Source organism: Arthrobacter sp. P4_F11 (genome assembly GCF_056401395.1).
In genome coordinates this window covers 57,569-71,418 of record NZ_JBFUJK010000018.1, presented here as the reverse complement: position 1 = coordinate 71,418, position 13,850 = coordinate 57,569, and the positions used below count along the sequence as shown (strand labels likewise).

Annotated in this window: 14 protein-coding genes; all 14 read left to right on the top strand. The window is 65.0% G+C overall.

Features of this window, described 5'->3' with window-relative positions; genetic code table 11:
- The first annotated feature begins 50 nt into the window (after positions 1 to 50).
- The 14 genes from AC1DRO_RS18195 (at position 51) to AC1DRO_RS18130 (ending at position 13,795) form a co-directional block, all read left to right on the top strand.
- A complete protein-coding gene (locus tag AC1DRO_RS18195) occupies positions 51 to 1,175 on the top strand; it encodes an MraY family glycosyltransferase (protein ID WP_476951920.1) in 1,125 nt (374 codons plus the stop codon).
- A 129-nt stretch (positions 1,176 to 1,304) separates the two neighbouring features.
- The gene (locus AC1DRO_RS18190; RefSeq protein ID WP_476951902.1) at positions 1,305 to 1,790 is read left to right on the top strand and encodes a hypothetical protein; all 486 of its coding nucleotides are present in this window, start codon (positions 1,305 to 1,307) and stop codon (positions 1,788 to 1,790) included.
- Positions 1,783 to 2,145, top strand: coding sequence for a hypothetical protein (locus tag AC1DRO_RS18185; RefSeq protein WP_476951901.1), 363 nt, complete (start codon positions 1,783 to 1,785; stop codon positions 2,143 to 2,145). The genes AC1DRO_RS18190 and AC1DRO_RS18185 overlap by 8 nt, the downstream gene beginning before the upstream one ends.
- A gap of 91 nt (positions 2,146 to 2,236) precedes the next feature.
- Positions 2,237 to 3,037, top strand: coding sequence for a F0F1 ATP synthase subunit A (atpB, locus tag AC1DRO_RS18180; RefSeq protein ID WP_028276068.1), 801 nt, complete (start codon positions 2,237 to 2,239; stop codon positions 3,035 to 3,037).
- A 112-nt stretch (positions 3,038 to 3,149) separates the two neighbouring features.
- Complete coding sequence (gene atpE, locus AC1DRO_RS18175) at positions 3,150 to 3,368, top strand: ATP synthase F0 subunit C (protein ID WP_028276067.1); 219 nt, start codon at positions 3,150 to 3,152, stop codon at positions 3,366 to 3,368.
- A 48-nt stretch (positions 3,369 to 3,416) separates the two neighbouring features.
- Complete coding sequence (locus AC1DRO_RS18170; RefSeq protein ID WP_028276066.1) at positions 3,417 to 3,968, top strand: F0F1 ATP synthase subunit B; 552 nt, start codon at positions 3,417 to 3,419, stop codon at positions 3,966 to 3,968.
- A complete protein-coding gene (locus AC1DRO_RS18165) occupies positions 3,968 to 4,795 on the top strand; it encodes a F0F1 ATP synthase subunit delta (RefSeq protein WP_223916019.1) in 828 nt (275 codons plus the stop codon). The genes AC1DRO_RS18170 and AC1DRO_RS18165 overlap by 1 nt, the downstream gene beginning before the upstream one ends.
- An 83-nt stretch (positions 4,796 to 4,878) precedes the next feature.
- The gene (atpA, locus tag AC1DRO_RS18160; RefSeq protein ID WP_028276064.1) at positions 4,879 to 6,516 is read left to right on the top strand and encodes a F0F1 ATP synthase subunit alpha; all 1,638 of its coding nucleotides are present in this window, start codon (positions 4,879 to 4,881) and stop codon (positions 6,514 to 6,516) included.
- A gap of 76 nt (positions 6,517 to 6,592) precedes the next feature.
- Positions 6,593 to 7,486, top strand: a complete 894-nt coding sequence (locus AC1DRO_RS18155; RefSeq protein ID WP_476951900.1) for a F0F1 ATP synthase subunit gamma — start codon at positions 6,593 to 6,595, stop codon at positions 7,484 to 7,486.
- 81 nt (positions 7,487 to 7,567) lie between these two features.
- Positions 7,568 to 9,022: a F0F1 ATP synthase subunit beta gene (gene atpD, locus AC1DRO_RS18150; RefSeq protein ID WP_018775710.1), complete on the top strand. Its 1,455-nt coding sequence runs from the start codon at positions 7,568 to 7,570 to the stop codon at positions 9,020 to 9,022.
- 1 nt (position 9,023) lies between these two features.
- Positions 9,024 to 9,308 (top strand): F0F1 ATP synthase subunit epsilon, encoded by a 285-nt coding sequence (locus AC1DRO_RS18145; protein WP_018775711.1) that lies wholly within the window; start codon positions 9,024 to 9,026, stop codon positions 9,306 to 9,308.
- Positions 9,309 to 9,318: 10 nt separating this feature from the next.
- Positions 9,319 to 9,750 (top strand): DUF2550 domain-containing protein, encoded by a 432-nt coding sequence (locus tag AC1DRO_RS18140; protein WP_028276062.1) that lies wholly within the window; start codon positions 9,319 to 9,321, stop codon positions 9,748 to 9,750.
- 5 nt (positions 9,751 to 9,755) lie between these two features.
- Positions 9,756 to 11,165 carry an alpha/beta hydrolase gene (locus tag AC1DRO_RS18135; RefSeq protein WP_476951899.1) on the top strand — a complete coding sequence of 470 codons (1,410 nt, stop codon included), beginning with the start codon at positions 9,756 to 9,758 and terminating at the stop codon, positions 11,163 to 11,165.
- Positions 11,162 to 13,795, top strand: a complete 2,634-nt coding sequence (locus AC1DRO_RS18130) for a bifunctional lysylphosphatidylglycerol flippase/synthetase MprF (protein ID WP_476951898.1) — start codon at positions 11,162 to 11,164, stop codon at positions 13,793 to 13,795. Before AC1DRO_RS18135 ends, AC1DRO_RS18130 begins: the two co-directional genes overlap by 4 nt.
- Positions 13,796 to 13,850 lie beyond the last annotated feature (55 nt).

Sequence of the window (13,850 nt, the reverse complement as noted above, 5' to 3'; positions counted from 1 at the left end):
TGTGCTGACCGTGCTGACGGCACTAACGGCGTATGGCTGGTGGTCGTCCCGTGATCATGTACCTGCTCATGATGCTGACGGCAGCGATCGTGACCTACGCGGCGACATGGGGCGCCCGGCTCGCGGGCAACAAGCTGGAGCTGTATTCCCCGATCCGCAGCCGCGACATGCATTCCACCCCGATCTCCCGGCTCGGCGGCCTCGGCATCTTCGCGGGCGTGCTGGTTGCCCTGGTCACGGCGAGCAATTCGTTCTTCGTCAAGGACATCTTCCGGAACAACACGGCGCCATGGGGAATCCTGGCCGGGGCCGCCGTGATCGTCGTTGTCGGCGTGGCGGATGACCTGCTGGATCTGCGGTGGTGGGTCAAGCTGATCGGCCAAAGCGCCGCGGCACTGGTCGTGGCCACGTGGGGGGTCCGGATGACAATCATCCCGTTCATCCCCGAACCGATCGTGATCCAGAACGAGGCCGTGAGCATTGTGCTGACGGCCGGGCTGATCGTCACCACCATGAATGCGTTCAATTTCATCGACGGACTGGACGGGCTCGCCGCGGGCGTGGCGATCATCGGCGGAGCGGCGTTCTTCCTCACGGCCTACTGGGTCCACCGCACGGCCGTCCTGCTGGACCGTTCGGACCTAGCCACCCTGCTGACCGCCGTCGTGGTCGGCAGCTGCGTCGGCTTCCTGCCGCACAACTGGTTCCCCTCCAAAATCTTCATGGGCGATTCCGGGGCCATGCTGATTGGCCTGCTGATGGCCTCGGCCGGCGTCGTCTCGACCGGCCAGATCAGCTCGGGCCTCTACGACCGGGCCAACGGCATCCCCACGATCATCCCGATCCTGTTGCCGTTCGCGGTGCTGTTCCTGCCGCTGCTGGACCTGTGCCTGGCGGTGGTGCGGCGGACAGCGCTGGGCCGGTCGCCGTGGTCGGCGGACCGCGGACACCTGCACCACAAACTCCTGGACATCGGCTACTCGCACCGCGGCGCCGTGGTGCTGATGTACTTGTGGACCTGCATCCTTGCCTTCGGCGGCCTCGCTTTCGCGATCTTCCCCTGGCACATAGTCCTCGCCATCGATCTGGCCGCCGCGGCAATCATGGCCGTGGCGACTGCCTGGCCGTACCTGCGCCAGCGCGGGCCGCGGCAGATGGCCCGCGCTCCCGAATAGCCTGACCGGCATGCCCTGGGAACCGGCTCCGACGCGCTTTTCCGAATAATTTCTATCTAATGTAGAATTCAGGGGCGGTACTTCGCCGCCTGCCTTGACCAGCAATACGCCAGCGACGATTGGGATCTGATGACCTCCAACGCCGAACCGGAACCCGCTTCCGGCAACGGACCCGTTGGCGTCTCCGGCCCCACAAAATCCCTGTGGCTCAGGCTGCTGGCCATCAGTTCCGCGGCTTCGGCCGCAGCACTGGTCTTGACCGGCACAGCCGCCTTCATCTTTAACGGCGCCGTGGGGTTCTGGTCCGCCCTGTTCGGGGGCGCGCTGGTGATGGCCTTCTTTGCCATCAGCCTCGCGGGGGGCCACTTCGTCGGCCGCAACAACCCCTCCGGAGCGATCGGAGTGTTCGTCGCGACGTACTTCGTCAAGGTTGTCGGCTTCGCCGTGGTCCTCTTCGTCATCGGCGCCCCGGCCTGGCTGCACGACCGCTGGTTCCTGATCGGCGCCGTCGTCACCGTCGTGTTCTGGCAGGCAGCCGAAATTTACGGTTTCAGCAAGGCCAGGCTTCAGATTTACAACGATCCCGAAACGCGAAAAGGCGGCACCGATGTTTAGCCGCAAATCCGGCCGCAGGCCAGTTGGCGGACCACGTACCGGACCAGAAAACCAGCCAGCCAAATCACCCAAAACCACGCCCGGTGCCCCCGGTGTATCGACCGACGGAAGCGACGGCGGATACAACGCCGGAATCGCCGTCTTCAGCTACATTGTTGGCGGAATCATCGTCTGGAGTTTGATAGGGTGGGGACTGGATAATCTGTGGGGAACCCGCTGGATTGTGCTCGCAGGCGCTCTGCTTGGAGCTGCGGGAGGGTTCTATCTTTCTCATATGCACGGCCTCACCAGTAACAGAACTTCTGCTGGTGACGGCGATGCTGCACGTGGCCCGTCCCAGGACGAGGAACAGTAATGCCAAATAATTTTACAGGGGGAGAGGCGGGCACCAATGTCGCCGGTCCCCGCCCAACGCCCAATGATGGACACTGCAGAGAGGAAACGCGTTGATCGCGCTTGCGCTCCCGGCCCAAGATTCAGGAACCTTCACGCCTCCTGGAATTGAAGAACTTCACCTGCCGGCTATCATCCCCTGGGGTGCGGCCGAAGGATTTTCCAAGCAGATGCTGCTGGTAATCCTGTCGGTTGTCATTATCGCTACATTTTTTGTGATCGCTGCGCGGAAGCAGCAGCTGGTTCCCGGCAAGCTGCAGTTCGCAGGCGAGGCTGCCTACAGCTTCGTCCGCAACGGCATCGCCAAGGACATTATCGGCGGCCGGGACTTCATGAAGTATGTCCCGCTGCTGTTCAGCCTGTTCTTCTTCATCCTCGTGAACAACATCTACGGTGCAATCCCGCTGATCCAGCTTCCGACCTTCTCCCATGTCGGCGGAGCCTACGTGATGGCGGCGATCGTTTACGTCACCTGGATCGCCATCGGCATCAAGAGGAACGGCCTGAAGTACTTCAAGCTGGCAACAGTTCCTTCCGGTGTCCCGTTCTACATCCTCCCGATCGTCGTCCCGATCGAGATCATCTCCAACTTCCTGGTCCGCCCGGTCACGCACAGCCTCCGTCTGTTCGCCACCATGCTGGCCGGCCACTTGATCGTGATGATCTCCGGTGCGGGCATCGAATTCCTCGTGATGCAGGAAAACGTCCTCCTCAAGGGCGCGTCCGTACTCGTCCTTGGCGGTGCGATCGCCATGTACATGCTCGAAGCGCTGATCATGGTGCTGCAGGCCTACGTTTTCACACTGCTGACCGCGATCTACATCGAAGGCGCGCTCCACGCCGACAGCCACTAGGCCCAGCGCCAGACGGCAGAAGGCCAGACGGCACAACATAGTCTTCCCCTCTAGGGGATGAAGCAAACCAAACAACCTGCCACATGGGTGGCATCTTGAAAGGAACAAAAAAATGGAAGGCTCCATCAACGGCTCCCTCAACCTCGTCGGCTACGGCCTCTCCGCCATCGGCGGTGGTATCGGTGTGGGTCTCGTGTTCGCTGCCTACATCAACGGCGTGGCACGTCAGCCGGAAGCCCAGCGCGTCCTGCAGCCGATCGCATTCCTCGGCCTCGCGCTGACTGAAGCCCTCGCCATCCTCGGCCTGGTCTTCGCGTTCGTTCTCAAGTAAACAGAACAACCGAACATCCAGAACCGAGTAGATAAGGACGGGTGAAATATGAATCAAGCGATCATCTCAGCCGCCACCGAAGGCGGTACTAACCCCCTCGTTCCCAATCCTTGGGAAATGCTTGTCGTCTTCGCCGGCTTTGCGCTCCTCATGTTCATCGTGGTCAAGTACGTTGTCCCGATGTTCGAGAAGACCTTCGCAGAGCGGGCCGAAGCCATCGAGGGTGGCATCGCCAAGGCCGAAAAGGCCCAGGCCGAGGCCTCCGCAGCACTCGAAGAGTACAAGCAGCAGCTCACGGAAGCCCGCACCGAAGCCAACCGCATCCGCGAGGAAGCACGCGCCGAAGGTGCCCAGATCCTTGCAGAGCTGAAGGAGAAGGCGGCTGCCGAGTCTGCCCGCATCACAGCGCAGGCCCACACGCAGATCGAATCCGAGCGCCAGGCGGCCGTTGTGTCGCTCCGCGCGGAGGTCGGCACGCTGGCCACGACTCTGGCGAGCCGCATCGTCGGCGAGGCACTGAGCGACGATGCACGGTCGGCCCGAGTGGTGGACCGCTTCCTGGCAGATCTGGAGAACCAGAACGCGGGTGTAGCTAAGTAATGGCAGGTGTATCGAGCGAATCGCTGGCCGCTGCGCTGGCGGCACTGGAGGCCAAGCTTCCCACCGCGTCGCTGCAGTTGGCAAAGGAACTCTTCGGAATCCTGGGAACCGTGGACAGCTCAGCCGGCTTGCGCCGTGCTTTGACTGACCCGTCCCGCAGCGGTGACGAAAAGTCGGCGCTGGTCAAGCAGCTCTTCGGCGGGAAAGTATCCGCTGACGCTGTTGAAATCGCAGCCGGACTGGCCAGCTCCCGCTGGGCATCGGCACGGGATATCGGCGATGCACTCGAGACTCTTGCCGCTTCGGTGGTCATCGCTGTTGCCGAGAACAAGTCGGCCGTCTCTGCCTCCGGGCTCAGCGGACTGGAATCGCTGGAGAACGATCTGTTCTCCTTCAACCAGGCCGTCGAGTCCAGCCACGAGGTCCAGCGTGCTCTGTCCGAGCCGCAGGCCAGCCCGGCCGCCAAGGTGTCCCTCGCCGACAAGCTCGTACCCGGTGCGAGCGAGGAAGCGAAAGTCCTGATCGGGCAGGCCGTCACGGCTCCGCGCGGGCTTAAGGTCACCAGGCTGGTCCGCCGTTTCGCCGAGCTTGCCGCCAAGCGCCAGCAGCGCTGGATTGCAACGGTCGACGTCACCCGTCCGCTGACGGAGACGCAGATCAGCCGCCTGCAGGCGGGGCTGAACGCCCTTTACGGGCGCGAGCTCAAGATCAACATGAACGTTGACCCGGCACTGATCGGTGGCATCCGGATCCAGGTAGGTGACGAAGTGGTTGACGCTTCGGTCGCCGGCCGCCTGGGCCAGCTCCAGCGTCAGCTTGCCGGCTAGCCGGACAAGCACAACCTAACGACAAGAAACCCCGGTCATCGTGAGCAACGATGATCACGAAAACAGGAGAGCAGGGACTGCAGATGGCCGAATTGACCATCAACGCCGACGACGTCCGTAATGCGTTGAACGAGTTCGCGGCGTCCTACGAACCCGGAAACGCAGAGCGCGTAGAGGTCGGCCGTGTAACAACCGCAGGTGACGGCATCGCCCGTGTTGAGGGCCTTCCCTCGGTCATGGCGAACGAGCTGCTTCGCTTCGAAGACGGCACGCTGGGCCTGGCCCAGAACCTCGACGTCCGCGAGATCGGCGTCATCATCCTCGGTGACTTCACCGGAATCGAAGAAGGCCAGGAAGTCCACCGCACCGGGCAGGTTCTGTCCGTGCCGGTTGGCGACGCCTTCCTCGGCCGCGTGGTTGACCCGCTGGGCCAGCCCATCGATGACCTCGGCGAGATCAAGGCCGAGACCACCCGTGCCCTGGAACTCCAGGCACCCGGCGTGACCCAGCGTAAGTCGGTCCACGAGCCGATGCAGACCGGGCTCAAGGCTATCGACGCCATGATCCCGATCGGCCGCGGCCAGCGCCAGCTGATCATCGGTGACCGCCAGACCGGCAAGTCCGCCATTGCCATCGACACGATCATCAACCAGAAGGCCAACTGGGCTTCCGGCGACGTGACGAAGCAGGTGCGCTGCATCTACGTGGCGATCGGCCAGAAGGCATCCACGATCGCAGCCGTCCGCCAGACCCTCGAGGACAACGGCGCCCTGGAATACACCACGATCGTGGCTTCCCCGGCGTCCGACCCCGCAGGCTTCAAGTACCTGGCACCGTACGCCGGCTCGGCCATCGGCCAGCACTGGATGTACGGCGGCAAGCACGTCCTCATCGTGTTCGATGACCTGTCGAAGCAGGCCGAGGCCTACCGTGCAGTGTCGCTGCTGCTCCGCCGCCCGCCGGGACGCGAAGCCTACCCGGGCGACGTCTTCTACTTGCACTCCCGTCTGCTGGAGCGTTGTGCCAAGCTCTCCGACGAGCTCGGTGCAGGCTCGATGACCGGTCTGCCGCTGATCGAGACCAAGGCGAACGACGTTTCCGCCTACATCCCGACCAACGTGATCTCCATCACCGATGGCCAGATCTTCCTGCAGTCGGACCTCTTCAACGCCAACCAGCGCCCCGCTGTCGACGTCGGTGTGTCCGTCTCCCGTGTTGGTGGCGCCGCCCAGGTCAAGTCCATGAAGAAGGTCTCCGGTACCTTGAAGCTGGAACTGGCCCAGTACCGCGACATGCAGGCCTTCGCCATGTTTGCCTCGGACCTGGACGCCGCATCGCGCCAGCAGCTGACCCGCGGTGCACGCCTGATGGAACTGCTCAAGCAGGGCCAGTACTCGCCGTTCCCGGTCGAGAACCAGGTCGTCTCCATCTGGGCCGGCACCAACGGCCACCTGGACGAGGTTCCGGTTGAAGACATCAACCGCTTCGAGACCGAGTTCCTGGAGCACCTCAAGCACAAGTCCTCCATCCTGACGACGCTGGCCCAGACCAACGTCATGGACGATGACACCGCTGAAGCACTGAAGACCGCAATCGTGGACTTCAAGAAGGGCTTCTTCGGCGAGGGAGACAACCTCCTGGTCGGTGCGGGGCACGAGGAGCACGCCCCCATCGGCGAGGATCAGGTCGACCAGGAAAAAATCGTCAAGCAGAAGCGCTAGTTTCGCTGGCAGGGACTGCCGGGACCCGCACGGGTTCCGGCAGTCCCGGCCATCGGGATCTTAGGAAAGGATAAGTATGGGAGCCCAGATCCGGGTCTACCGCCAGAAGATCAGCTCGACGACGTCGATGCGCAAGATCTTCAAGGCGATGGAACTGATCGCTACCTCGCGCATCGGCAAGGCCCGCGCACGCGTAGCAGCTTCACTGCCTTACGCGAACGCGATCACGCGTGCCGTTTCTGCTGTCGCAAGCCAGAGCGAAATCGACCACCCCCTGGTCACCGAGCCGGCGCAGATCCGCCGGGCCGCCGTCCTGGTCATCACCTCGGACCGTGGCCTCGCGGGATCTTACTCGGCGAGTGTCCTCAAGCAGGCCGAAGGCCTCAACGAGCTGCTCCACGGGGAAGGCAAGGAAGTCAAGACGCTCCTGGTCGGCCGCAAGGCGCAGGCGTACTTCGACTTCCGGAACCGTGAATACGCCCGCGTATGGACCGGCAACACGGATGCACCGGAGTTTGCGACCGCGCGCGAAGTCAGTGAAGCACTGCTGGCCGAATTCGCCAACGCCTACGAAGAGGGCGGCGTCGACGAAATCCACGTCGTCTACACCCGCTTCAAGTCGATGGTGACCCAGGAGCCGACGGTTGTCCGTCTGCTGCCGCTCGAGGTTGTCGAAGAGAAAGCCGCGTCCGAATCGGACCTGCTGCCCCTCTACGAATTCGAGCCGGAAACGGAGCAGGTTCTCGATGCCCTGCTGCCGCGCTACATCGAATCACGTATCTTCGCCGCCATGTTGCAGGCAGCAGCTTCCGAGCTCGCAGCCCGCCAGCGTGCGATGAAGTCCGCCGGCGACAACGCGACGGATCTCATCAAGAAGTACACGCGTCTGCGCAACACTGCCCGTCAGGCTGAAATTACGCAGGAGCTTTCCGAAATCGTTGCCGGTGCCGACGCGTTGTCCGCGTCCTAGCCGGCACGAGCCCGGATCCAGCTGTACCTGCACCAAAAGATAAACTTAACCCCACGCCATCTACTGAGTGAAGTGAGAGAGATGACTGCCACTGCTACCGATCACGTAGCCGCAACGTCCGGTGCTACCGGTCGTATTGCACGTGTTATTGGCCCGGTTGTCGACGTCGAATTCCCGGCTGACGCAATCCCCTCGATTTACAACGCACTCACCACCGAGATCACTCTCAACGGTGAGACCCGAACCATCACGTTCGAGGTTGCCCTGCACCTGGGTGACAACCTGATCCGTGCCATCTCCCTCCAGGCCACCGACGGACTTGTCCGCGGTACCAACGTGGTGGACACCGGTGCCCCGATCTCCGTGCCCGTGGGCGACGGCGTCAAGGGCCACATCTTCAACGTGCTGGGCCAGCCCCTCGACGTTGCCGAGTCCGAACTCCAGATCAGCGAACGCTGGCCTATCCACCGCAAGGCTCCGGCCTTCGCGACACTGGAAGGCTCCACCGAAATGCTGGAAACCGGCATCAAGGTGATCGACCTCCTCACCCCGTACATCAAGGGTGGCAAGATCGGCCTGTTCGGTGGTGCCGGCGTCGGCAAGACCGTGCTGATCCAGGAAATGATCACCCGTGTAGCCCGCAACTTCGGCGGCACCTCGGTGTTCGCCGGTGTCGGCGAGCGTACCCGTGAAGGTAACGACCTCTGGGTCGAAATGGAAGAGGCCGGCGTCCTCAAGGACACCGCCCTTGTGTTCGGCCAGATGGACGAGCCGCCGGGAACGCGTCTGCGCGTTGCACTGTCCGCACTGACCATGGCGGAGTACTTCCGCGATGTGCAGAACCAGGACGTGCTGCTCTTCATCGACAACATCTTCCGCTTCACCCAGGCAGGCTCCGAGGTGTCCACCCTCCTCGGCCGCATGCCGTCGGCCGTGGGCTACCAGCCCAACCTGGCTGACGAGATGGGCCTCCTCCAGGAGCGCATCACGTCCACCAAGGGCCACTCCATCACCTCGATGCAGGCCATCTACGTTCCCGCAGATGACTACACCGACCCGGCTCCGGCCACGACCTTCGCACACCTCGACGCGACCACGGAACTTTCCCGTGAAATCGCTTCCCGTGGTCTGTACCCGGCCGTTGACCCGCTGACGTCGACCTCCCGCATTCTGGATCCGCAGTACATCGGCCACGACCACTACAACACGGCCGTCCGCGTCAAGCAGATCCTGCAGAAGAACAAGGAACTTCAGGACATCATCGCCATCCTGGGCGTTGACGAACTCTCTGAAGAAGACAAGATCGTCGTGTCGCGTGCACGCCGCATCCAGCAGTTCCTCTCGCAGAACACCTACACCGCCAAGCAGTTCACCGGCGTCGAGGGCTCTACCGTGTCCATCAAGGACACTGTTGAAGGCTTCACCGCTATCTGCGACGGCGACCTTGACCACGTTGCAGAGCAGGCGTTCTTCAACGTCGGCGGCCTGGACGACGTCGAGCGCCAGTGGGCCAAGATCCAGGAACAGACCAAGTAATATGGCTGAGCTTGAGGTTGAGATTGTCGCAGCGGACCACTTTGTGTGGTCCGGAGCGGCCAAGATGGTCAAGGCCCGCACCAGCGATGGTGAAATCGGAATCCTGCCCGGCCACTCGCCCCTGCTGGCGATTCTGGCCGAAGGTGAGCTGGCAATCGAGCCGGTATCCGGTGACCGCATCGCTGTAGTCGTTGACGGGGGATTCTTCTCTGTCGACAACAACAGGGTGGTCATTGTTGCTGACAACGCCCAAATGGGCGAAGCGGCTACTGCGGGGATCCGCTAGCACGACCTTGATGAACGATATTGGTTTGCCGTTCATCGTCCTGGCAACTGCGTTTGCGTTGCTGGTATTTGCACTGTGCCTTTCGGGGGTGCGCCGCTTCAATCTGCGGCGCGCCCTGGGTACGGTGGACGCCTCCATTTGCACGGCTGGAAACAGCTGGCAGATGGGGGTTTGTCGTTATCAGGACAACGACCTCGAATGGTTCCGCCTGGTCTCACTCAGCGTCCGCCCCAAGCACACCTTCCGGCGCAGCTCACTGGAGCTGCTTGGCCGGCGCAAGCCGACCGAATCCGAGCTCCTCAAGGTCCAGCCCGACGCCGTTATCGTGGAACTCCGCTACGAGGGCCAGCAGGTCCTCCTGGCCATGCGCTTCGATGCCTACACAGGGTTGTCATCCTGGCTTGAGGCCGGACCCGTCATCGGCGTCGGCACCTGGCGCTAGCCCCGGTGGACTACCTCGATGGCCTGAGCCTGGTCGACGGCCCGGTGGTGTGGCTCGTGTGGGCAGCCGCCGCGGCGGGCCTGGCCTACCTCCTGACCCACGTTGCCCTCCGGCACACGGGTTTTGCGCGCACGGGATTTGGGCGCACCGGCCGCCGCGAGCCCGGCGCGGCCGTGGCCGTCGCGGCTGCCATGACCCTGCTCGCCGCGGCGCTCGTCGCTGCCGTGCACTGGTTCCTGCTCTACGCCGTCACCGTCTTCCCTGCCGAACTGCCGGGAGAGACCCTCGCCTGGTCCGTTTCCGGCGTCCTCGCCCTGCTGCTGTGGCTCATGCGCCTGCTTGGGCTCTGGGGCCGCGGACGGACCGGCACCAATCCGACCGGCACTAATCCGAGCCGTAGCCGTCGCGGGCGTTCAAGCGCAGCAGCCACGGCGGCTTTCCTGGCCGTCGTCGCGCTGTCCGCCGTCCAGATCAACATCTACTTCGGCCTGAACCACACTGTCGGCGACCTCACCGGAGCGGCCGCAGCCCGGATCCAGCCGCTCGAGGCCGGCCTGACGCGCGCCGCCGGCGCCCCTGCCGCCACCGGGCTCGCCCACTGGCAGGCGCCCGCCCACCTTCCCCACGGCGTCATCCGCAAGGCGGTCATCCCGGGCACCGTCTCCGGCTTCCAGAGCCGGGACGCTTACGTCTATCTCCCTCCGGCCTACCTGGGGTCCCCCCGGCCTGCGCTGCCGGTGCTGGTCCTGTTTTCCGGCCAGCCGGGCGGTCCTGCCGACTGGCTGACCGGCGGCGCACTCCGGAGCCGGCTCGACCGGTTCGCCGCGGAGCACGCCGGTGTGGCGCCCGTAACGGTGGTGGTCGATCCCAACGGCTCGGCGTCGGGAAACACGCTGTGCATGGACAGCCGGATTGCCCAGGCGGACACCTTCCTGGCGCGGGACGTGCCGGACTGGATCAAACGCACGCTCGACGTCGACCCGGATCCCCGCCAGTGGGCCGCAGGCGGCTTCTCCTTCGGCGGCACGTGCGCCATGCAAATGGTCACGAGGCATCCCGACGTCTACAGCGCCGCGCTGGCCTTCTCCAGCGAGGAGGAGCCGGCCCTCGCGAAGGTGCGGGCCAAGACCATTGAGGCCTCCTTCGGCGCCGACGCCGCGGCCTTCGACCAGCTGACCCCGCTGCGCGTCATGGCAGAACACCGCTTCGACGGCCACGGCGTGTATTTCGCCGCCGGAGACCGCGACCCGCAGTTCACCGGCCACATGGACGCGCTCTCCGAGGCGGCACGCCGGGCCGGGTTCAGCGTCGAAACACACCGGATCGCCAACGCGGGGCACTCCTGGGACGTGGCATCCGGCGGCCTTCCCGGCGGCCTGGACTTCCTGGCCCGACGCTGGGGGATCACGCCATGAGCCAGTCCAAGACCGGCAGTAACCGGACTGCGGCGGGTCCGGGGCCGGAGATCCCGCCGCTGCAGGGTGTCTGGCGCCAGGGCCTGCGCCGGACGCTGGCGCACTTCCGTGCCGTGCCCTTCACGCTGGCGGTCCTCGCAGCCTTCCTCGGTGTCGGGGCCGTGACGGGCAGCTTCCTGTCGGGCCCGCCCGACGCCCTGTTGCCCGTAGCGTCCGTCAACGCTTCGGGGCTGAAGGCGGGGCATTGGTGGTCCTTGTTCACCTCGCTGTTCTTCGCCACCAACCTGCTGGCCTACCTGACCGCATCACTGATGATCCTCCTGCTGCTGGGACTCGCTGAACGGCATCTGGGGACCCGGCGGACGGCCGTATTCTTCTTTGTAGGCCAGTTCGCTGCGGTGACGGTGTTCCTGCTGGTCACCCAGCTGGCCCGGTACATCGGCGACGGCTGGCTGGGGCTCATGGTCAACGCCCGGCTGATCGGCCCCTACGCCGCCGTCCTGGCCGTGGCCCTGGCCGCCAGCGGCCTGCTTCCCACGCTGTGGCAACGCAGGCTGCGGACCGCCGGCCTGTCCGCGTCCCTGCTGCTGGTGCTCTACGTCGGGCATCCGGAGACAGTGGTTGGGCTCGCCGGTGCCCTTGCCGGCCTGGCCGCGGGCTGGTGGATCCAGGGCGACCGGGGGACCCTGCACCGGCACCGTTCAACCGGACGCGAGACACGCAACCTGCTGGCGCTCACGGTCGCGATCTTCGCGGTGGGGCCGATCCTCACTGCCGCCGTCAGCAGCCCCACCGGGCCCCTGGCCCTGTTGCGCGACGTCGTGCTGAACCCGCTGCCCACACTGGGCCAGCTGGAGGAAAACTGCGGCGGCACGGTGGACGTCAGCTGCCTGGAGGCCGGCCGCGCCGGACTCGCCGGTCCGCTGGGCCTCGCGCTGGCGGTCGTCCCGGTGGTCCTGCTGCTGATCTGTGCGGACGGCATGCGGCAGGGCCGCCGCCTGGCCCTGCGGATCGCGATCATCGTCCAGCTCGGCGTGACAGCCCTGGCCGCCGTGTACCTGGCCCTGTTCGCCCGGATTCCGCATTACGCCAGCCAGCCGCACACGGCCGTGATGGGCTCCGGCTTCGTCCGCGTCCTGCCGCTCGTGGCCGTTCCGTTGCTGCTCGTTGTGCTGCTCTGGCTTAACCGCCGGCAGTTCAGGGTGGAGACTGCTCCGCGGGCCAGGCGGATCCTGGGCATCGTAGTCGGGGGCACGTGGCTGGTGCTCGCCGGGGCCTATTCGGTGGCCTGGCTCGCCGCCGGCGGAATGGACCGCGACGGGGGAGTGCTGGGCCTCGGGGCGGAACTCGCCCGGCAGTACCTGCCGCTGCCCATTCCGGGCGCCTACAGCCGGTTGTTCCAGAACCGCAACGCCGTCGAGTCATTTCTGTTCGCCTATGCCGGCATCATCTTCTGGGGCGTGGCCCTGGCGGCGGTCTGGCTGGTGCTGCGGCGGCGGCTGCACGGTACCGGACACAGTACCGACGTCGGCTTCGGGGACCGGGACACGGCCCGAGACCTGATCCGCCAAGGCGGGGACTCACTGTCCTGGATGGCGCTCTGGGAACCGAACAAATACTGGTTTACGCCGGACCGGCGCGGCGGCGTGGCCTATCAGCAGCACGGCAACGTGGCCCTGACGCTGGCGGGCCCGTTCGGATCCGCTGCCCTCCGCGAGGAGACCGCAGCGGGTTTCATGCGCTACTGCGCCGAACACGCCCTGATCCCGTGTTTCTACTCCTGCACCGCCGAACTCTGGCCGATGCTCCGGGCCCGCGGATTCCGCCGCGTGGCCGTGGCCCAGGAAACCAGGCTCGCCGTGCGCGAACTCGAGTTCAAGGGCAAGGAATGGCAAAACGTCCGCACCGCCCTGAACCGTGCGGCGAAGACCGGTGTCCAGGCCGTATGGGGGCGCTACAGCGAATTCCCTGCCCCGCTGCGGACCCAGCTCAGCGAGGTCTCCGAAGAATGGGCGGCGCAAAAGCACGTGCCGGAGATGGGCTTCACGCTCGGCAGCATCGACGAGCTCGACGACGACGGGGTGCTGTGCTGCCTGGCGGTGGACGCCTCCGGACGCGTGCAGGGCGTTACGAGCTGGCTGCCGGTGTACGAGCACGGACAGCTCGTGAGCTGGACCCTGGACTTCATGCGCCGGCGCGGCGACGCGTTCCCTGGTGTCATGGAGTTCCTCATTGCGTCCGCCGTGCTGGAACTCAAGCGCACGGTTGAGGTGATCTCCTTGTCCGGATCGCCGCTGGCGAAGGACCGTGACGGAGACATTGCCGGCGCCAGCGACTCGGGCAGCGACTCCGGGAACAGCGACGCCGGCAGCGATTCCGGCGGCAGCGACGCCGGGCCGGAGGGGCTGGCCGGGATCCTGGACGTGGTGGGCAGGGCCCTGGAACCCGTCTACGGCTTCCGCTCGCTGGCAACCTTCAAGTCGCGTTTCAAGCCGGACTACCGCACGCTGTACCTCTACTACCAGGATCCGTTGCAATTGCCGGCGATGGGCCGGGCCCTGAGCCGCGCGTACCTTCCCGGGTTGTCCGTCCGGCAAAGTGCCCGGCTGCTGCGCACTTTGGTGCGTTAGGCAGGGCCCTGCGGGTTAGTGCCCGGCGTTAGTGCGGAATTCGGCTGAAGAATGC

Coding starts and splice junctions, on each gene's coding strand:
- atpE (WP_028276067.1), top strand. CDS start 3,150: ATGGAAGGCTCCATCAACGGCTCCCTCAACCTCGTCGGCTACGGCCTC.
- atpD (WP_018775710.1), top strand. CDS start 7,568: ATGACTGCCACTGCTACCGATCACGTAGCCGCAACGTCCGGTGCTACC.
- AC1DRO_RS18190 (WP_476951902.1), top strand. CDS start 1,305: ATGACCTCCAACGCCGAACCGGAACCCGCTTCCGGCAACGGACCCGTT.
- AC1DRO_RS18130 (WP_476951898.1), top strand. CDS start 11,162: ATGAGCCAGTCCAAGACCGGCAGTAACCGGACTGCGGCGGGTCCGGGG.
- AC1DRO_RS18165 (WP_223916019.1), top strand. CDS start 3,968: ATGGCAGGTGTATCGAGCGAATCGCTGGCCGCTGCGCTGGCGGCACTG.
- atpA (WP_028276064.1), top strand. CDS start 4,879: ATGGCCGAATTGACCATCAACGCCGACGACGTCCGTAATGCGTTGAAC.
- AC1DRO_RS18145 (WP_018775711.1), top strand. CDS start 9,024: ATGGCTGAGCTTGAGGTTGAGATTGTCGCAGCGGACCACTTTGTGTGG.
- AC1DRO_RS18155 (WP_476951900.1), top strand. CDS start 6,593: ATGGGAGCCCAGATCCGGGTCTACCGCCAGAAGATCAGCTCGACGACG.
- AC1DRO_RS18185 (WP_476951901.1), top strand. CDS start 1,783: ATGTTTAGCCGCAAATCCGGCCGCAGGCCAGTTGGCGGACCACGTACC.
- AC1DRO_RS18170 (WP_028276066.1), top strand. CDS start 3,417: ATGAATCAAGCGATCATCTCAGCCGCCACCGAAGGCGGTACTAACCCC.
- AC1DRO_RS18140 (WP_028276062.1), top strand. CDS start 9,319: ATGAACGATATTGGTTTGCCGTTCATCGTCCTGGCAACTGCGTTTGCG.